This window comes from Actinoplanes sp. NPDC051405 (genome assembly GCF_055586185.1).
Genome location: NZ_JBVJIR010000006.1, coordinates 1 through 15,543 on the forward strand (window position 1 = coordinate 1; position 15,543 = coordinate 15,543).

The window sequence follows — 15,543 nt, forward strand, 5'->3', positions numbered from 1 at the left end:
CCCCCCCCCCCCCCCCCCCCCCCCCCCCCCCCCCCCCCCCCCCCCCCCCCCCCCCCCCCCCCCCCCCCCCCCCCCCCCCCCCCCCCCCCCCCCACTTGCGTCATCACCAGGGGACGATGCCGGCGTCGTTGAAGAACGAGCCGGTCGGGCCGCCGTCGGGCAGCGTGGCGAGCCGGATCGGGGTCGCCGCGGCCTCGCTCACGGGCCGCCCGGAGAAGCCGGTGAAGTCGGTGGCGACCAGGCCCGGGCAGGCGGCGTTGATGAGGATTCCGGTGCCCTCGAACTGCCGGGCGTAGTGCAGGGTGACGGCGTTGAGATACGACTTGGTCGGCGAGTAGGCCGCCATGACCGGGCCGACGTCGACAGCCGGATCCGCCTGCCAGGTCAGCGATCCCACGCTGCTGGAGATGTTGACGATGCGCGGCGACGGTGCCCGCCGCAGCAGAGGCAGCAGAGCGTTGGTCACCCGGATCACGCCGTACACGTTGGTGTCCACGACCTGGCGGACCACGTCGAGGTCGAGGGTCGTCGGATCCTGTACCCACCCCGGTCCGGTCTCGCCCGAGATGCCGGCGTTGTTGACGAGCACGTCGAGGCGTCCGGCCTCGCGTTCGATCAGCTCCGCGGCCTCAGTGACGCTGCGGTCATCGGTGACGTCCAGCGGTACCGCGAAGGCGTCGACCCCGGCGGCCCGCAACGACTTCACGGCCGCCTGGCCGCGGGCCTGGTCGCGGGCGCCCACCGCCACGCGGTAGCCGCGGACGCCCAGGCCCGTGGCGATCTCGTACCCGAGTCCCTTGTTCGCGCCGGTCACCAGCGCGGTCTTCTTGTCGCTCATGACCCGATGCTGACTCGGCGGCCGGGCCGGTGCTTACACCGTTGCGGTGCGCTGTCATACCGCGCAGGTATCACCGCAGTATCGTTGCGCGGTGGACACGCTGGAGACCCGCGAGCTCAGGTACTTCGTCACCGTTGCCGAGGAACTGCACTTCAGCCGGGCGGCCGAGCGCCTCGGCATCGCCCAGCCGCCGCTGTCCCGGGCCATCCAGCAGCTGGAGCGCCGCCTCGGGGTCACGCTGCTGGACCGCAACCGCCGGGGTGTCACGCTCACCGGGGCGGGCCAGGTGCTGCTCGACGAGGCCCGCGCCATCCTCGACAGCGCCGAGGCGGCCGCCCGCCGCACCCGTCGCGCCGCCACCGCCACGAACCGCCTGACGCTGGCGACCAAGGCCGGGGCCAATCACGAGCTGCTGCGCAAGCTGCTCGACGCGTACGGCGCCGAACCGGGAGCGGCCGAGATCGACGTGGTGCTGTGCGGCATGGGCGACCAGGCCCGGATGTTGCGCGACGGCCGGGCCGACGTGGCGTTCATGCAGCGGCCGTTCGACTCCCTGGCCGGCTTCGACACCGAGGACGTGCTGACCGAGCAGCAGATCGCCGTCGTGCCCGCAGCTCATCCGCTCGCGGCGCGGCCGTCGCTGCTCATGGCCGACCTCAGCGACGTTCCCGGTCTGCCGGTCGCGCGCTGGCCCCGGCAGGACGGCACCTACGAGGACGGCCCGGGCCCCGAGATCCACGACCTGTCGCAGCTGGCCCAGCTGATCGCCCTGGGGCACACCATGGCCGTCATCTGCGCCTCCGCCCGGACGTGGCTCTGGGGCGCGCACGCCGCCATCCCGCTGACCGATTCGTCCCCTGTCACCACGGTGCTGGCCTGGCCGGCGCACAGCCGCTCCCGGGCCGTGGCCGGGCTCGTCCGCACGGCGACGCGACTGTGACGGCAGCCGTCACCCGCTGAGGCGGGGGTGGGCGGCGAAGAAGTCCCAGAGGATGTCCGTCGCCACGATCGGTGCGTCGGGCAGCGCCAGTTGCCCCTGCTTCGCTCCGGGCCAGGAATGTCCCATGTCCGTGACGACGTACACGTCGACGTCACTGCCGTCGGCGCACCGGGCGCCGGACCGTTGCACCGTCCTCCCGCCGCTCGGCGCTGTCTTCACCGGCTCGCACTTCAGCCGCTCGCGCCACTTCTTCAGCCCGGCCTGGAAGATGTCGTAGTACTGGTCCTGGGCGCCGATGACGGTGACGACCGAGACCGGCTTCGTCGGCGCGTAGGAGGGCGCCTGCACCCGGGGACCGCCGAAGCCGCCGCTCACCGCGCCGATCGCGGCGAACACCCCGCTCGCCTCGACCGCGAGCCGGAAGCTCATGTCGGCGCCGTTGGAGATGCCGGTGGCGTAGACCCGGTCCGGGTCGACCCGCCAGTCGGTGATGAGCCGTTCGGTCAGCGCCCGCAGGAAGGCGACGTCGTCCTCGGCGCCGCAGCAGACCAGCGCGTTGAAGCCGCCGCCGACCCCGTCCGGGTACGCGACCAGAAACCCGTGCTCGTCGGCCTTGGCGTCCATCGCGATCATGTCCCGCAGCGCCGTGCCCGAGCCCGGATAGAAGTGCAGGGCGACAACCAGCGGTACGGGCTTGTCGGCCCGGTAACCCGGCGGGGCGTGCAGCAGATAGGTGCGTTCCTTGCCACCGACGTCGAGCGTGAGCTGGTGGTCGCCCGCCGCCGGCCGCTGCGCCGCCGGCGCCGCTGCCGGTTCTTCGCCACATCCGGCCAGCAGCAGCCCGCACACCACACCGATCAGAACCGTACGCCGCACCGATTGCCCCCGTCCTCGCCGACCGCCACGCCAGCAGGGTCGGTCACGGGTTCCGGCCGGTCAACGGTTTCGGCCGGCACCGAAAGGCTGGCAAGCTGTCCGGATGTTGCGCCTGTGGCTGAGGCCCGCCGACCTCACGCAGATCCGGTTCGCCGACCGGCTGCATCCGGCCGGCACCGTGCTGCTGGCCAGCCAGGCCCTGCGGCAGCAACCCGTGGCCGCCGCCCTGCCGGCACTCGCGCGCCGGGTCGCCACGGCGGCGCCGGTGCTGCAGCCGCTGCACCATCTGCTGCCGTCCCAGGGATTCGTGCCGGACTTCATGACCCCCTGGGCGGGCCTGGGATCCATCGAGGAGGGGTTGGACGCGATCCGCTCGACGCCGGTGAAAAGGGTCCGGGCGGAGGTGTCTGCGGCGTACGCCGACGTCACGGTCAGCGCAGCCCGCCGCCGATTCGCCGCCGCCGACCCCCAGGTGCTGGACACGCTGGTCACCGCCATGCGGTCGTACTTCCATCAGGTGCTGGCCCCGGACTGGCCGGCCCTGCAACGCACCCACCGCCGGTTCGTCGGCGAGGCCGCGAGCCGGTACGCGCTGTGCGGAGCCGACGGCGTCCTCACGGACCTGCACCGGGCGATCCGGTGGCGGGCGCCAGCGCTGGAGGTCGACACCTGGCAGGACGGTGAGGTGCGGCTCGGCGGGCACGGGCTGCTGCTGGTGCCGTCACCGTTCGCCGGCCCGCGCCCGCGGGTGCTGGTCGCGCCGGACCGGCCCGCCCTGATCGTCTATCCCGTCGAGCCGCCGGCCGGGCTGGACAGCCGGCCGGCCGGATCCGCTGCCCTGGCCGGACTGTTCGGCCGGACCCGCAGCGCGGTGCTGATCCAGGCCGCCCGGCCCGGCCGGCACACCACGTCGACGATCGCCCGGCAGGCCGGGATCAGTGTGTCATCGTCCTCGGAGCACCTGTCCGCGCTGCGGGCCGCCGGACTGGTCTCCAGCCGCCGCGAGGGCGGTGCGATCGTGCACCGGGCCACCACCCTGGGTCGCGACCTGGTGAGCCAGCACGACGAATGACGTCAGGGCCTGAGGTTCTCCAGGTCCTCCAGCAGGCTCGGGTGCGTCGGCTTCCAGCCCAGCGCCTCCCGGGTGTGGGCGCTGGACGAGGGCTGGTCGGTGGCGAAGATCGCGCCGAGCGGCCCGTAGGTCTCCGCCGGCACGGCCTGGACCGGCAGGCCCAGCCGCCGGCCGATGACACCGGCGATGTCCCGCACCGCGTCCCCCTCGTCGGCCACCGCGTGCCAGGCGGTTCCGGCCGGCGCGTCCTCCAGGGCCAGCCGGAAGAGAACCGCCGCGTCGAGCGCGTGCACGGCCGGCCAGCGCTGCGTGCCGTCCCCGGGGTAGCCGGAGACCCCGCTCTGACGCGCGATGCCGGTCAGCAGACCGGCGAACCCGCCCTCGCCCTCGTTATGGACCGTGCGCGGCAGGCGGATCGCCGTGCTCCGGACCCCGCGCGAGGCCAGGTCCAGGAGCGCCAGGACGCCGCGGCTGCGCCCGCCGACCAGCCCCTCGGTCGAGAGCGGATCGGCCTCGGTGGAGGCCCGGCCCTCGACGTACGGGGTGCCCGAGACGGTGACGAACGGGCGCTCGCTGCCGGCGAGCTCTTCGCCCAGAGCCGCGACGGCGGCGTTCTCCTCGGCGACCGCCCGAGCGACGGCCTCGGCGGTGCTGAAGTCGTGGCTGAACGCCAGGTGGATCACCCCGTCGGCCTGCGCGGCGCCGGCGCGCAGGACGTCGAGGTCGGCGAGCCCTCCCCGCAGCGTCTCGGCGCCGGCCACCTCGGCAGCCGCCGCTGACGCGTCCGAACGGGCGAGCGCCAGCACAGTGTGGCCGTGGGTGAGCAGTTCGGAGACGACAGCCGACCCGATGAGGCCGGTGCCGCCGGTGATGAAGACGCGCATGAAGGTCTCCCTGAGTGATGGGACTTTTATCCCATGACCCTACCAGAGTGATGGGACACAAGTCCCATCGCTTATGATGGGCCCATGGCTCGATGGGAACCAGGCGCGCGCGAACGACTCGTCATGGCGGCCGTCGACCTGTTCACCGAGCAGGGCTACGACGCCACGACAGTCGCCCAGATCGCCGAGCGCGCCGGGGTCACCAAGAGCACCTTCTTCCGGCACTTCCCGGACAAGCGCGAGCTGCTGGTGGCCGGCCAGGAGACGCTGAGCCGGCTGCTGGCCGAGGGCATCGCCGAAGCACCGCCCGGCGCCAGCCCGCTGGACGCCATCGCCGCCGGCCTCGAGCGCGCCTCCAGCGCCCTGGGCCCGGCGAACCGCGAGCTCGGCCCCCGCCTGAAAGCAGCCGTCGCGGCCAGCACCGAGCTCCAGGAGCGGGACGCCCTCAAGAGCGTCAGCCTGGCGGCCGCCATGACGACGGCCCTGATCGCCCGCGGAGTGCCCGACCCGACCGCGGCGCTCGCGGGCGAGCTGGGCGTGCTCGCCTTCAAACGGGGATACGCCGAGTGGTCCGAGGGCGACCAGGACGATCTCGCGCCGTACACGTCGGCGGCCCTCAAGGAACTGCGGGCCGCGAGCGCGGCGCTGAGCTGATGGACTCCGACCGGCTCTCGTCATCCTTCGGCGCGGCGGCACCCGCGTACGCCGAGCACCGGCCGGACTATGCGCAGGAAGCGGTCCGCTGGGCGCTCGACCTCGCGCCCGGGCTGCGGGTGCTCGACCTCGGTGCGGGGACCGGCAAGCTCACCGGCACGCTGGCCGCGATCGGCGCCGATGTCACCGCAGTGGAGCCGGACCCGGCGATGCTGGCCGAGCTGCGCCGTGCCCGGCCGGAGGTGCGTGGCCTGCCCGGCAGCGCGGAGAAGATCCCGCTGCCGGACGCGTCTGTCGATGCTGTGCTGGCCGGCAATGCCATGCACTGGTTCGACATGGCCGCCGCGGGACCGGAGATCGCCCGAGTCCTCGTTCCTGGCGGGATCCTCGGCGGGCTGTGGAACGTGCTGGACGACAGCGTCGACTGGGTCGCCGGGCTGGCCCGGGTCAGCGGGAGTGCGGTCATCGGCCCGCGGGACACTCCCGACGCCTGGCGTGCCGAGACGGCCGGGGCACACCTGCCGAGGCCCGGCGGGGCCGCCGCGCGGTTCGGGTCGCCGGAGCAGGAGGGTTTCCCGCACGCGCAGCGGCGCACCGCCGACTCTCTGGTGTCGACGCTGGGCACCCGGGCCGGGCTGCTCACCATGCCGGAGCGGGAGCGGGCGGCCACGCTCGGCCGGATCCGCGCCTTCCTCGCCGGCCGGCCGGAGACCGCGGAGGGCGAGTTCACCCTGCCGATGCTGACCTGCGTGCTGCGCGTGCGGCGGCTCTGAGCGGCGCCTTCCTTCGCCGGCCGGCCAAGGCCGCGGCGGGCGGGTCATCCTGCCGGCGCTGACCGGCGCCTTGCTCGCCGGCCGGCCAGAGGCCGCGGCGGGTGGGTCATCCTGCTGGCGCTGACCGGCGCCTTGCTCGCCGGCCGGCCAGAGGCCGCGGCAGACGGATCGCAGACCCGCGTGCCGCGCCTCCGGTGGCGCCGCGGCGGGACATCGCCGGCCTCCCCCGGCCCGCATACTGAACCGGTGACCGACATCGTCACCTTCGGCCCCGGCGAGCCACCCCGGCGGCCGTCCCGGCGGCTGCTCGTGGCCGGCGTCGTCGTGCTGGCGGCTCTCGGAGCCGGGACGGTAGCGATCGTCCTCGACCACCGTCGCGCACCGGTCCCACCCGCGGCCTCAGACCCGGTGCCGCCCACCGCCGGCCCGTCCTGCCCGGCACCGAGCCGCGCGACGGCCGCCGTGCCGGTCGCAATGATCGTCGGCTGCGCCCGTGCCGGCACGAGCCTGGACCGCCGAGACCCCACCGCGAGCAACGGCCCATGGACCGTCGTCGTCCGCCGCACCGACGGCTCACTGGGCCGGCACGGCGCCGTGGTCACCTTCCCGGTCGCCGCACCGCCCGCGGGCGCCGGCACCGTCCAGGTCGGCGGCAAGGCCGGTAAGGCCGGACCGGACTCGGTGATCTGGCCGGTCGGCGGTGCGTACGCCCGCATCCGGGGCGACCTGCCCGAGCCCACGCTGATCACCATCGCGGCCCGCACGAGCGTCGCCGCCGGCCGGCCGGTGGTCGAGGAGCCGCCGGCGGGTTACACGGTGGCCGGCGGTGGCCCGTACCGGCCGCCCGCCATCCATGAGGTCCGCTACGGCAGCGCCGCGCTGGGCGAGCAGGCCGCGCTCGGCGGGGGGCTGGCCTACACCGGGGTCGTTCGCGGCGGCGGGTTCGAGGACCAGTTGTACGCGGCCCACGCCACCGCCGCCGGGCAGGTCGGTGACCGTCCGGCCGTGGTGTCGCCGGTCTTCGGTGGCAACGGTTCGCTGGCCTGGGAGCCGGCGCCGGGCGTGGTGGCGTACGTCGGCTACAGCGGATCGTCGCTGACCGACGGTACCGTTGCCGCTCTCCTGCGGCTGGCCCAGCGGTCGCAGCCGGTCGACGACGGACAGTGGCGAGCCACGCGTCCGCAGGCGGTGGAGCAGAGCAACGAGCCGGGCTGAGGTCAGCGCAGCTTCACCTCCAGGGTGTGCCGTCCGCCCGTACCCGCGGTCACGAGCACCTCGGCGCCGCGGGCGGTGCTGCGCTGCTGGTGTGCCGTGGGCTCGCCGTCCAGCCGTACCTCCGTCACCGACGCACCCGCCGGCAGGACGGCGCCGATCGTGAGCTTCAGCGCCGCCCGGACCGAGACGGTGATGGCGCCGGCGGTCCGGGTGGCGGTCACGTCGAGCGAGCCGCGGCCGAGCCGGATGTCGTGCCCGGCGATGCGGTTCTGGCCGGGTGGCAGCGCCGGCACCACCGACAGCCGGCCGCGGCCGACGTCCGGGTCGACGCCGAGCTGCTGGTGCACCACCGGCCAGAGCACCCCGTACGCGCCCCAGGCCTGCAGCACGCTGGAGCGGCTCAGGAAGTCCCGCTCGATGTTGGCCACGAAGTCCGGTGACGGCGCCACCTCCGGCATCGCGCCGGGCATCTCCCAGACCGCCGGGTCGAGCTGGATACGGGCGTTGCCGGTGGTGTAGTGGCGCTGCGGGCCCAGCCGGCCGTAGTTGCCCTCGGCGACGGCCATGACGGCGGTGTTGAGGGAGAACGTGGCCCGTTCGGCGGGTACGCCGGACACCACGCTGTCGCAGGACGGCCCGGTGTTGCCGCCCGGTGCGCCGGTCGGCCCGCTGCCGGTGTGGAACAGGCCGAACTCGCCGGTGTAGCAGTCGCGTTCGCGCTGGGCCAGGGCGGCGTGGGCGTGGCCGGGAGCGGCGAGCGGCCCGGCCGGTGACTCGGCCTCCATCGGGGTCAGGCCCGTCCAGTGCCGCTGGAACACCTTGCCGTTGCCGGGATCGGTGAGCGAGTCGGCGTACGCGTCGGCGTCCCCGCCGTACCACCAGGCCTGCTCGAAGTCCCGCTCGCGCCGCTCGGCCTGGGTGGTCGCCCAGCTCGCGGTGGCCCGGTCGCCGCGCGCGCTCGCGAGGTCGGCCAGGTCGCGCAGCCCGCGGATGGTGTAGACGGCCACGTCGAGCTTCTCCGGTCCCATGCCGGGCCGCTCCACGTTGCCCGAGCCCTCGGGCCAGCCGTCGGCGTCGGCGTCCAGCGCGGTCACGTGCCGCATGGCGCGTACGGCGAAGTCGTACATCTCGTCGCGGAACGCGTCGTCGCCGGTCCACCGCCAGATCAGCGCCACCGTGCTGGGGAACTTGGCGCTCTCGTCGGTGTTGCCGGGGTCGTCGTTGGCGCCGAAGTACACCTGGCCGTCCGGGGTGACCTCGTGCACCACCTTGCCGGACCGGCCGTTGACGATCTCGCTGATGTCGCGCAGCGCCCGCAGGTGCGCCTTGATCGGCTCGAACTGCCCGGCCGCCACCGACGCGAACGCGGTGTACTCGGCGTCGGTGGCGAAGATCCACGGGTAGTCCGGCCAGCCCGCGCCGACCCACCGGGCGACGCCGACGGTGCCGGCCGGCGGCGGGAACTGTGTCCCTTCCTGGCTGGCGAACACCCGCAGGTCGTGCGCCTCCTGCACGGAGTCGGCGAGGTTCTGCTTGGACCACTCCACACTGCGCTGCAACAGCCGGTCGCCGGGCAGGTCGACCCGGGTACGCGCGGCGATGCGGGCGCGGTCGGCCAGCTTGCGGGCCAGTGCCGGGGCCGGGGCCCGCAGCGCGCGTTGCGACTCGGCGGTGGCCGCCGCGACACCGTCGTCCGAGCCGGCCACCGTGAACCAGACCGTCCGCCCGGTGCGCGGCACATCGAGGGTGTACGTGAGGCGGCCACCGGTGCCCCGGCCGTACGGGCCGTCGTCGCACCGCGCCGGCGCCGGATCGGCCTCCGGGCACACGACGGCGGGCTCCTGCGGGCCGCGATGGCCCGGGCCGAGCTCGTGGCTGTCCGGGGTGAGGGAGCTGCCGACCACAGCGGCGTAGTCGTGCGGGCGCTCGCCCGTGGCCGTCTCGCGGAAGACCAGGTTGCGCCCGTCGAATTCACCGGTGTCGCTCAGGTTGACCGCCTGCGCGCCGGGCGTCGTCCAGCCCCAGGGGTACGCGGGTAGCAGCTCCGAATGCGCGTCCACCGCCAGCGTGATCCGGCGCGCGGGCCCACTGAACGTCAACCCGACCAGCGCGGCCCGGCCTCCGTCCGGCAGCACGTCGGTACGCCGGATCCGCGAACCGCCGGGGCCGGCCAGCTCCATCTGGACGAACCCGGTGCCGCTGGTGAACCGGGTCGCGCTGAGCCACTGCCCGTCGACGGCGAACCACAGGCCGTCGAGCAGCTTGATCGGCGGGCTCCAGAAGCCGCCCATCTCACCGCGGATGTGCCAGCCCGTCGCCGGATAGCTGCCGTCCTCGGCCCCGACCTCGTAGGCGCGGTCGCCGGTCGCCACGAACCGCCGGTCGGCCAGGCGCCGCTGCTCCGAGAGCCCGGCGCGGGACGGACCCGCGGCCGCCGGCGGCGCGAAGGCGACCACCAGGACGAACAGGGAGAACACGACGAGGTGGACGCGGCGCATGGGGACCTCCCGGCGGATCGACACTGATCGCTGGTCCCACGGTGTCCCCGGTGCGCCCAAGAGCGCAAGTGCACGGATCAGGCGTAGGCGGCCGGGCCGGCCGGTGCCGCCATGCTGTCCAGGCCGGCCAGGATCATGTCGCAGCTGCGCAGCACCACCTCCGCGGCCCGGCGCTGGGCCGGGACGAGGTCGCGGCCGTGCGCCTGCTCCCGCCAGCGCTCGGCGGCGGCGTGCGCCTCGCCCCAGGTGTCCTCGGCCGTCGCCTCCGGGGACATGCCCAGCCGCTCCCCCAGGCTGGTGCCCGAGCCGCCGAGCAGCCGCCGGGCGTCGACCGCGTGCTCGCGGGGCAGGTTGACCCGGCCCGCGCGCAGCGCCGCGAGCAGGCGCAACTCGCGGAACTCGTGCGCGTCGGCGAGCAGCAGCTCGAGCTCGGCCAGCAGGTGGACGGCCGGCGGCACCGGCTGGGTGCGCAGCAGGCGGTCCAGGATGGTCAGCGCCGAGCGGGCCCGCAGCGCGACCCGGCGGGCCGTGAAGAGCTCGGCGATCGAGGCCTGCAGGTCCTTGAGGCCGCTGTGCTCCTGCAGCCGCTCGCCGAGCACCGCCGCGTGGTCGCAGCCGGTCCGGACCAGGGTGATCGCCAGCCGGATGCCGCCGAGGCCGAAGCGCTGCAGCAACTGGGCCCGCTGCTGGGCGGCGACCGGCCGCAGCGCGTCGGCGGCGGTGAACCGGTCGGTGGAGAGCAGGTGCGCCTCGGCCGCGGCCCGCGGCAGGGCGGCCATCGTGGCGATCGCCCGGAACTCGTCGTCGCGCAGGGTGCGGGCGGCCGCCGCGATCAGCGGCGAGACGGCGAGCACGTCCTGGCACAGCGCGCCGACCCGGGGCTCGCGGCGGCGGCGCCGCGCCGCCTGCTTGGCGGTCAACAGGGCGTCGGGGCGGCCACCGCCGGTGGCATCGGCCCGGGACAGCACGATCATGGTGTGCACCGGGAACACCGAGGGGCCGCGGATGCCCCGCGCCGCCTGCAGGGCCTGCAGGTCGGCCTCGCCCAGGTGGGGCGTCACATAGAGGACCGCGTCGGCGGTCTGCTGGACCTGCGGCAGCGGCAGGTGGGTGTCGGTCAGCTCGGTGCGGCGCAGGACCCGGCTCGGCCATTCCACGACGGCGCGGCGCGCCCCGTCCGGGCGCCCGGCGTGCCGGCCGTCCGGGACCAGCCGCAGGCCGTGGGCGGTGCGGACCGTGGGGATCTCGTACGGCGTCCCGCGCTCGTCCTGCCACCAGGCCCGCGGCTGGGTGCCGTCCCGATAGGTGACACTGGCGAGCTGCTCACCGGGCAGCTCGACCGGCGCCAGACCCTCCCCGATCAGCGCACTGACCAGAGTGGAGACGCCGGCGCGGGCGGGTCCGGTCACGGCCAGCCGCACCGGGTCGGCGAGCCGGTCGATGGTGGAGCGCAGCAGCGCGGCGGCCGCCGGATCACCCCGGTAGACGTGCGCCGCCTCGTTCAGCAGCCGGTAGGTGCGCTGCTCGAACTCCTCCTCGTTGATCATCCGCGGCCGCCCAGCGCCCGGGCCTGGGAGTGCAACTGGACGAGCACGGCCAGCTCCTGCTGGAGCCGCCGGGCGTGCTGCTCCCGGGCGGCGACGTCCTGATCGGCCGCCGCCTTGGCGTTGCGCAGCGACTCCATGACGATCTCCTGCAGGTCCTCGGTGACCGCGGTGAAGTGGTCACGCAGGGCGCGCTGGGCCCGGCGTACGGTGTCGCGCGCCTCCTTGTTGAGGCCCACGAAGATGTCGTCGACGTGCCGCTGGACCGCGGTCCGGGCCTCCGCCTGCCGCTTCTTGAGCAGCGACTTGCTCTCGTCGCGGATCGTCTTGCCGCCGAAGAGCGCGCCGCCGCCGATCGAGATCGGGTTGATCAGCGACATCCCGGCCAGGCTGGTGGCCAGGCCGAACATGATCACACCGCCGTAGGAGCCACGCAGACCGATGAACAGCTTCTGGCCGGGGGTGAACTTGGCCACCGGTGGCGCGTCCAGGCCCGGCACCCCGTCGGTCCGCCCCTCGGCCGAGACCAGCGCGGACGGCGGGAGCACCTCGCCCGCCTCGGGCGGGAACTGGTCGGCGACCCGGCGGGCCATCCACTCGATCCGCTCGGCCAGCCACGTCATGCTGGTCCCGGTCAGGTCGGCCAGGGACTGCCGCAGCCAGGGCTCGAACTCGTCCCAGGCCTTGGCCGGGTCGGCGGTGGCGAAGAACTCGTCCGACTCGGTCAGCACCGCGCGGGTGCGTTCGCGCAGGTCGTGCTCGATGTCCGACATCAGGTCGCCGACCTCGTCGGAGAGCGCGTTCTGCCAGCGGACAGCGCATTTGCGCAGGTCGTCGAGGCGGCGCTGGGTGGTGTGCAGGCGGGCCACGGCGTCCGGCAGGCCCGCGTTCTGCTGGGCCGCCAGCTCGTCGCGCAGCGGGCCGGCCAGCTCCTCCAGGGCGATCCGGCCCAGCCGGCTGACCGTGTCGCGGGCCAGCCGGTCGGGTTTGGCCGCCACCATCTGTTGCAGGTGGACGATGAGGTCGGTGAAGCCGGACTCCTTGTTGAGCGCCGCGTCGCCGGCCTGCAACGCGTGCAGCCGCAGGGTGGCCGAGACGGCGGTGGTGGCCGCGGGCACCCCGGCCCGGGCCAGCCGGGTGCGGCTGTCGGCGAGGTTGCGCCGCCAGTCGATCGCGTAGTCGGTTTTGGTGAAGACGACCAGCAGGCCGGGAAAGAAGCGGGCCAGGTCCTGCAGCACGGCCAGGTCCGCGTCGGTCAGCTCGCGGCCCGCCTCGCAGGCGTAGACCACCAGGTCGGCGCCGGCGCTGGCGGCCAGGTCACTGGCGGTGCGCACCGCCCGGTCGGCCGAAGCGGGCAGGCCGGGCAGCGGCGGGGTGTCGATCAGCACCAGGCCACCGGCCAGCAGCGAGCGGGGCACCGCGATGTCGGCGTGCACCGGGGTGCCGGCCGGGAACCGGGCCGCCGCCTCGGCGATCGCGCTGTCGAGCGCCTCCAGGCCGAGCGGGACCCGGTCCTGCAGGCCGACCTCGGCCGTCCACTCGGCGCTCGGCGAGCCCCGGCGGATCAGCTGCGCGGCCGGCGACTCGGCGTGCCGGACCACCGCCGGCACGGTGGTGCCGCCCGCGGTGTCGACCGCGCACACCCCGGCGTTGATCAGAGCGTTGATAAGCTGACTCTTGCCCTGGTGGGCGGCCCCGACGACCAGCACCCGCAACTCCGGACGCAGCAGCTGCGCGCGCCGGCGGGACAGCCACTCGGCGACCTCGGACCGGCCGTGCGTGCCGCACGTACGGATCGTGGAGTCGAGGACGTCGAGCCACCACAGGGCCCCGGCCGCCCGCAGCGGATCCGGTTCGGCCGCACGGGCCGGCACCGGGCTCTGCGGGACGAGGGAGGCCGGACCCGCATAGGCCGTGGGTCCGGCCTCCCATCGCGTCATTCGCTCCCGCCCAATTCGTGTCCGCCCAGTCTCTCGTCGTCGTGTCGCCCGACCCGGACCGGCGCCGCGGGCACTTAGGGGTGCAGCCCGCCCAGCAGGTCGTGCGACGGCTCGCTGTCCTCGGCCGGGTGGGTCACGCCGTGCAGCACGCCGCTGGTGACGTCGTGCGCGGCGCCACCGACGCCGGTCAGGGTGCTGTCGAGGCCCTGCACCGGGTCGTGCGGCAGGACATTGCCCAGATCCGGCTTGATCAGGGACCCGACCGAAGAGGTTGCCCCGCCGACCCCGGCGACGTCAAGGTCCGGTACGTGATCCAGCGGGATCGATGCGGGCAGGTTGGTGACCGTGCCCAGGCCACCGTCCAGGATGCCGACCGGGCCGGCGTCGACGCCGGGGGCCACCTGGTCCACGCCACTGACCACGTTGGTCACGCTGTGCTCGACCGGGGCCACCACAGTGTTGTCCAGGTGCAGGGCCGGGTCGTTGCCCGCGGACAGCCCGCCGACCCCGACCGGCACGGCCGTGGTCACGCCGCCGCCCAGCCCGGCCAGGCCGAGCGAGTTGCCGGACAGCACCGAGCCGCCGACCACGTCGTCGCCGGCCACGGTGAGCACCGTGGCGTTCACGCCGGCCAGGGTGTTGGCGACGTTGAGGTCGCCGGCCACCTGACCCGGCATGACGGCCACCTGCGAGGTGATCGCCTGCAGCTGCGACACCGCGCCGGCCACGTCCAGGTTGGCCACCCCGGTGGTGAGGTCGTCGGCGCCGGCCAGGCCGTACAGGCCGGTGACCGGGGCCGAGTCGACCACCAGCGGGATGACCTGCTGCACGTCGGCCGCGGTGACGTCGGCCAGGCCGGCCGCGTTCAGCGCGGTCTCCGGGTCGAGCTCGAAGGCCGAACGGGCGGCCGGGTCGTAGATCAGGTTGAGGACGAAGTCCTGCAACGTCGGGGACGAGTCCATGAGGCTCCTTCAGAAACCGGTCACTGGCACCGGGATCCGGCACCGCAGCAAACCGTACGGAGGCCGGCCGGCGCGGGCATCGGGGTTGGTGCCCCCAACCGGTCCGGGCCGTTCGGTGCTCCCCGGGGGCCGCGCGTTAGGGGGTTAGGGGATTCGGCGGCATGATTTTTTGGGGGACGATCCGCGAGCGGTCTTCTGGTACGAACATGTGGACCTATCCGGCCGAATGACGCCCGCCGCGCTGTCACACCCGCAGTAATGGCCGTCGGTGATGGAGGAGTAACGACGTGCCCTACGTCCTGGGGATCGACATCGGCGCCGGCGCCACCAAGGCCGCCGTCTGCCGGCGCACCGACGGCGCCGCCGGAGGCTGGGGCCCGGCGCAGCCGGTGACGCTGGGCCTGCGCTCGCGAACGGTCAGCTCAGGGCTGGTGCTGACACCGGAGGGCGACGTCGTGCCGGCCGACCACGGCCGGGCGCCGGCTGCGACCTCGGTGGGCGGCTATCTGCACCGGGTCGGCGACAGCCTGCCGATGCTGTTCGGCGACGACTACTTCCCGGCCCACGGCCTGGTCGCCGCGATGGCCCGCTGGGTGGTCGACCGGGTGTGGCAGCAGCTCGACGAGCCGCCCGAGCGGATCGCCCTGGCGTACCCGTCGGTGTGGGGCAACGGGCGGCTGCACCTGGTGCACTCGGCGCTCGGCGAGGCCGACCTGGCCCAGACGGCGCTGGTCACCCGGGCCCGCGCGGTGGTGGAGACCCACCAGGCGGCGGGCCGCGTGCCGGCCGCCGGCGGGATGCTGCTGGTCTACCGGATCGGCGGCTCGACCTGCGAGGTCTCGGTCGTCGTGTCGCACGCCCCGGGCCGGCTGGAACTGCTCGGCTGCGCGGAGATGGCCGAGGTCAGCGGCTTCGATCTGCGCGACGCGACGCCGGCCGACGCCCGGGCGGTCATCCAGTCCACGGTGGACCTGGCCGTGCACACCCTGGGCAGCTGCGGGGCCACGCGAGGTGATCTTGTCGCGGTGCTGATCGCCGGAGGCTCCGATGACGTATATCCGCATGTGTCCGATCTGTTGTCCGCGGCCTTCCCGGTGCCGGTCCTACGCGACCCCGATCCGCCGATGACGGTGGCCGCCGGGGCCGCGCTGGCCGTCCGGCCCCTGGTGCGCCGGCCCGCCCCGCCGGCGGGTGCCCCGCGCGCCGCCATCGCCGGCCAGCGGCCGGACGCCCACCAGCCCGGCGGCCAACTGCAGAGCGGCCCGCTGCAGGGCGGCCAACTGCAGGGCGGCCCGCTGCAGGGCGGCCAACTGCAGGGCGGCCAACTGCAGGGCGGCCCGCTGCAGG

At 74.6% G+C, this 15,543-nt stretch carries 13 protein-coding genes; 6 read left to right on the plus strand and 7 right to left on the minus strand.

The genetic code is table 11. The features are described 5' to 3' along the window. Window positions 1–103: 103 nt before the first annotated feature. Window positions 104–838: an SDR family oxidoreductase gene (locus ACZ6S4_RS14670; protein WP_465475413.1), complete on the minus strand. Its 735-nt coding sequence runs from the start codon at window positions 836–838 to the stop codon at window positions 104–106. 100 nt (window positions 839–938) lie between these two features. Here ACZ6S4_RS14670 and ACZ6S4_RS14675 point away from each other — a divergent pair, with 100 nt between their 5' ends. Continuing rightward, window positions 939–1,778, plus strand: coding sequence for a LysR family transcriptional regulator (locus ACZ6S4_RS14675; protein ID WP_465475744.1), 840 nt, complete (start codon window positions 939–941; stop codon window positions 1,776–1,778). A 9-nt stretch (window positions 1,779–1,787) separates the two neighbouring features. On the opposite strand, the gene ACZ6S4_RS14680 is transcribed toward ACZ6S4_RS14675, so the two are convergent. After that, complete coding sequence (locus ACZ6S4_RS14680) at window positions 1,788–2,654, minus strand: CE1 family esterase (protein WP_465475414.1); 867 nt, start codon at window positions 2,652–2,654, stop codon at window positions 1,788–1,790. Window positions 2,655–2,757: 103 nt separating this feature from the next. Between ACZ6S4_RS14680 and ACZ6S4_RS14685 the strand changes: the two genes are divergently transcribed. Beyond that, on the plus strand, window positions 2,758–3,726 hold the full coding sequence (locus ACZ6S4_RS14685) for an ArsR family transcriptional regulator (protein WP_465475415.1): 969 nt from the start codon (window positions 2,758–2,760) through the stop codon (window positions 3,724–3,726). A gap of 2 nt (window positions 3,727–3,728) precedes the next feature. On the opposite strand, the gene ACZ6S4_RS14690 is transcribed toward ACZ6S4_RS14685, so the two are convergent. Beyond that, window positions 3,729–4,610 carry an SDR family oxidoreductase gene (locus ACZ6S4_RS14690; RefSeq protein ID WP_465475416.1) on the minus strand — a complete coding sequence of 294 codons (882 nt, stop codon included), beginning with the start codon at window positions 4,608–4,610 and terminating at the stop codon, window positions 3,729–3,731. Window positions 4,611–4,694: 84 nt separating this feature from the next. On the opposite strand from ACZ6S4_RS14690, the gene ACZ6S4_RS14695 reads away from it, so the two are divergent. From ACZ6S4_RS14695 to ACZ6S4_RS14705, 3 genes are all read left to right on the plus strand, one after another. Continuing rightward, window positions 4,695–5,264 carry a TetR/AcrR family transcriptional regulator gene (locus tag ACZ6S4_RS14695; RefSeq protein ID WP_465475417.1) on the plus strand — a complete coding sequence of 190 codons (570 nt, stop codon included), beginning with the start codon at window positions 4,695–4,697 and terminating at the stop codon, window positions 5,262–5,264. Next, window positions 5,264–6,037, plus strand: a complete 774-nt coding sequence (locus ACZ6S4_RS14700) for a class I SAM-dependent methyltransferase (protein ID WP_465475418.1) — start codon at window positions 5,264–5,266, stop codon at window positions 6,035–6,037. The genes ACZ6S4_RS14695 and ACZ6S4_RS14700 overlap by 1 nt, the downstream gene beginning before the upstream one ends. A gap of 246 nt (window positions 6,038–6,283) precedes the next feature. Next, a complete protein-coding gene (locus ACZ6S4_RS14705) occupies window positions 6,284–7,252 on the plus strand; it encodes a hypothetical protein (protein WP_465475419.1) in 969 nt (322 codons plus the stop codon). A 2-nt stretch (window positions 7,253–7,254) separates the two neighbouring features. Here the strand turns inward: ACZ6S4_RS14705 and ACZ6S4_RS14710 are convergent, their stop codons facing one another. The 4 genes from ACZ6S4_RS14710 to ACZ6S4_RS14725 form a co-directional block, all read right to left on the minus strand. Beyond that, window positions 7,255–9,750 carry a glucosidase family protein gene (locus tag ACZ6S4_RS14710; RefSeq protein ID WP_465475420.1) on the minus strand — a complete coding sequence of 832 codons (2,496 nt, stop codon included), beginning with the start codon at window positions 9,748–9,750 and terminating at the stop codon, window positions 7,255–7,257. Window positions 9,751–9,827: 77 nt separating this feature from the next. Next, a complete protein-coding gene (locus ACZ6S4_RS14715) occupies window positions 9,828–11,297 on the minus strand; it encodes a hypothetical protein (protein ID WP_465475421.1) in 1,470 nt (489 codons plus the stop codon). Continuing rightward, window positions 11,294–13,234 carry a dynamin family protein gene (locus tag ACZ6S4_RS14720; RefSeq protein ID WP_465475422.1) on the minus strand — a complete coding sequence of 647 codons (1,941 nt, stop codon included), beginning with the start codon at window positions 13,232–13,234 and terminating at the stop codon, window positions 11,294–11,296. The genes ACZ6S4_RS14715 and ACZ6S4_RS14720 overlap by 4 nt, the downstream gene beginning before the upstream one ends. Window positions 13,235–13,308: 74 nt before the next feature. Further along, window positions 13,309–14,196: an IniB N-terminal domain-containing protein gene (locus ACZ6S4_RS14725; protein ID WP_465475423.1), complete on the minus strand. Its 888-nt coding sequence runs from the start codon at window positions 14,194–14,196 to the stop codon at window positions 13,309–13,311. 287 nt (window positions 14,197–14,483) lie between these two features. Between ACZ6S4_RS14725 and ACZ6S4_RS14730 the strand changes: the two genes are divergently transcribed. Further along, window positions 14,484–15,543, plus strand: a 1,060-nt coding sequence (locus tag ACZ6S4_RS14730) for an Hsp70 family protein (RefSeq protein WP_465475424.1), incomplete at its 3' end; no start/stop codon positions are given.

Excerpts from the sequence above, each read along its gene's own strand:
- ACZ6S4_RS14695 (WP_465475417.1), top strand. The coding sequence starts at position 4,695 with ATGGCTCGATGGGAACCAGGCGCGCGCGAACGACTCGTCATGGCGGCC.
- ACZ6S4_RS14720 (WP_465475422.1), bottom strand. The coding sequence starts at position 13,234 with ATGACGCGATGGGAGGCCGGACCCACGGCCTATGCGGGTCCGGCCTCC.
- ACZ6S4_RS14690 (WP_465475416.1), bottom strand. The coding sequence starts at position 4,610 with ATGCGCGTCTTCATCACCGGCGGCACCGGCCTCATCGGGTCGGCTGTC.
- ACZ6S4_RS14685 (WP_465475415.1), top strand. The coding sequence starts at position 2,758 with ATGTTGCGCCTGTGGCTGAGGCCCGCCGACCTCACGCAGATCCGGTTC.
- ACZ6S4_RS14725 (WP_465475423.1), bottom strand. The coding sequence starts at position 14,196 with ATGGACTCGTCCCCGACGTTGCAGGACTTCGTCCTCAACCTGATCTAC.
- ACZ6S4_RS14670 (WP_465475413.1), bottom strand. The coding sequence starts at position 838 with ATGAGCGACAAGAAGACCGCGCTGGTGACCGGCGCGAACAAGGGACTC.
- ACZ6S4_RS14715 (WP_465475421.1), bottom strand. The coding sequence starts at position 11,297 with ATGATCAACGAGGAGGAGTTCGAGCAGCGCACCTACCGGCTGCTGAAC.
- ACZ6S4_RS14700 (WP_465475418.1), top strand. The coding sequence starts at position 5,264 with ATGGACTCCGACCGGCTCTCGTCATCCTTCGGCGCGGCGGCACCCGCG.
- ACZ6S4_RS14710 (WP_465475420.1), bottom strand. The coding sequence starts at position 9,750 with ATGCGCCGCGTCCACCTCGTCGTGTTCTCCCTGTTCGTCCTGGTGGTC.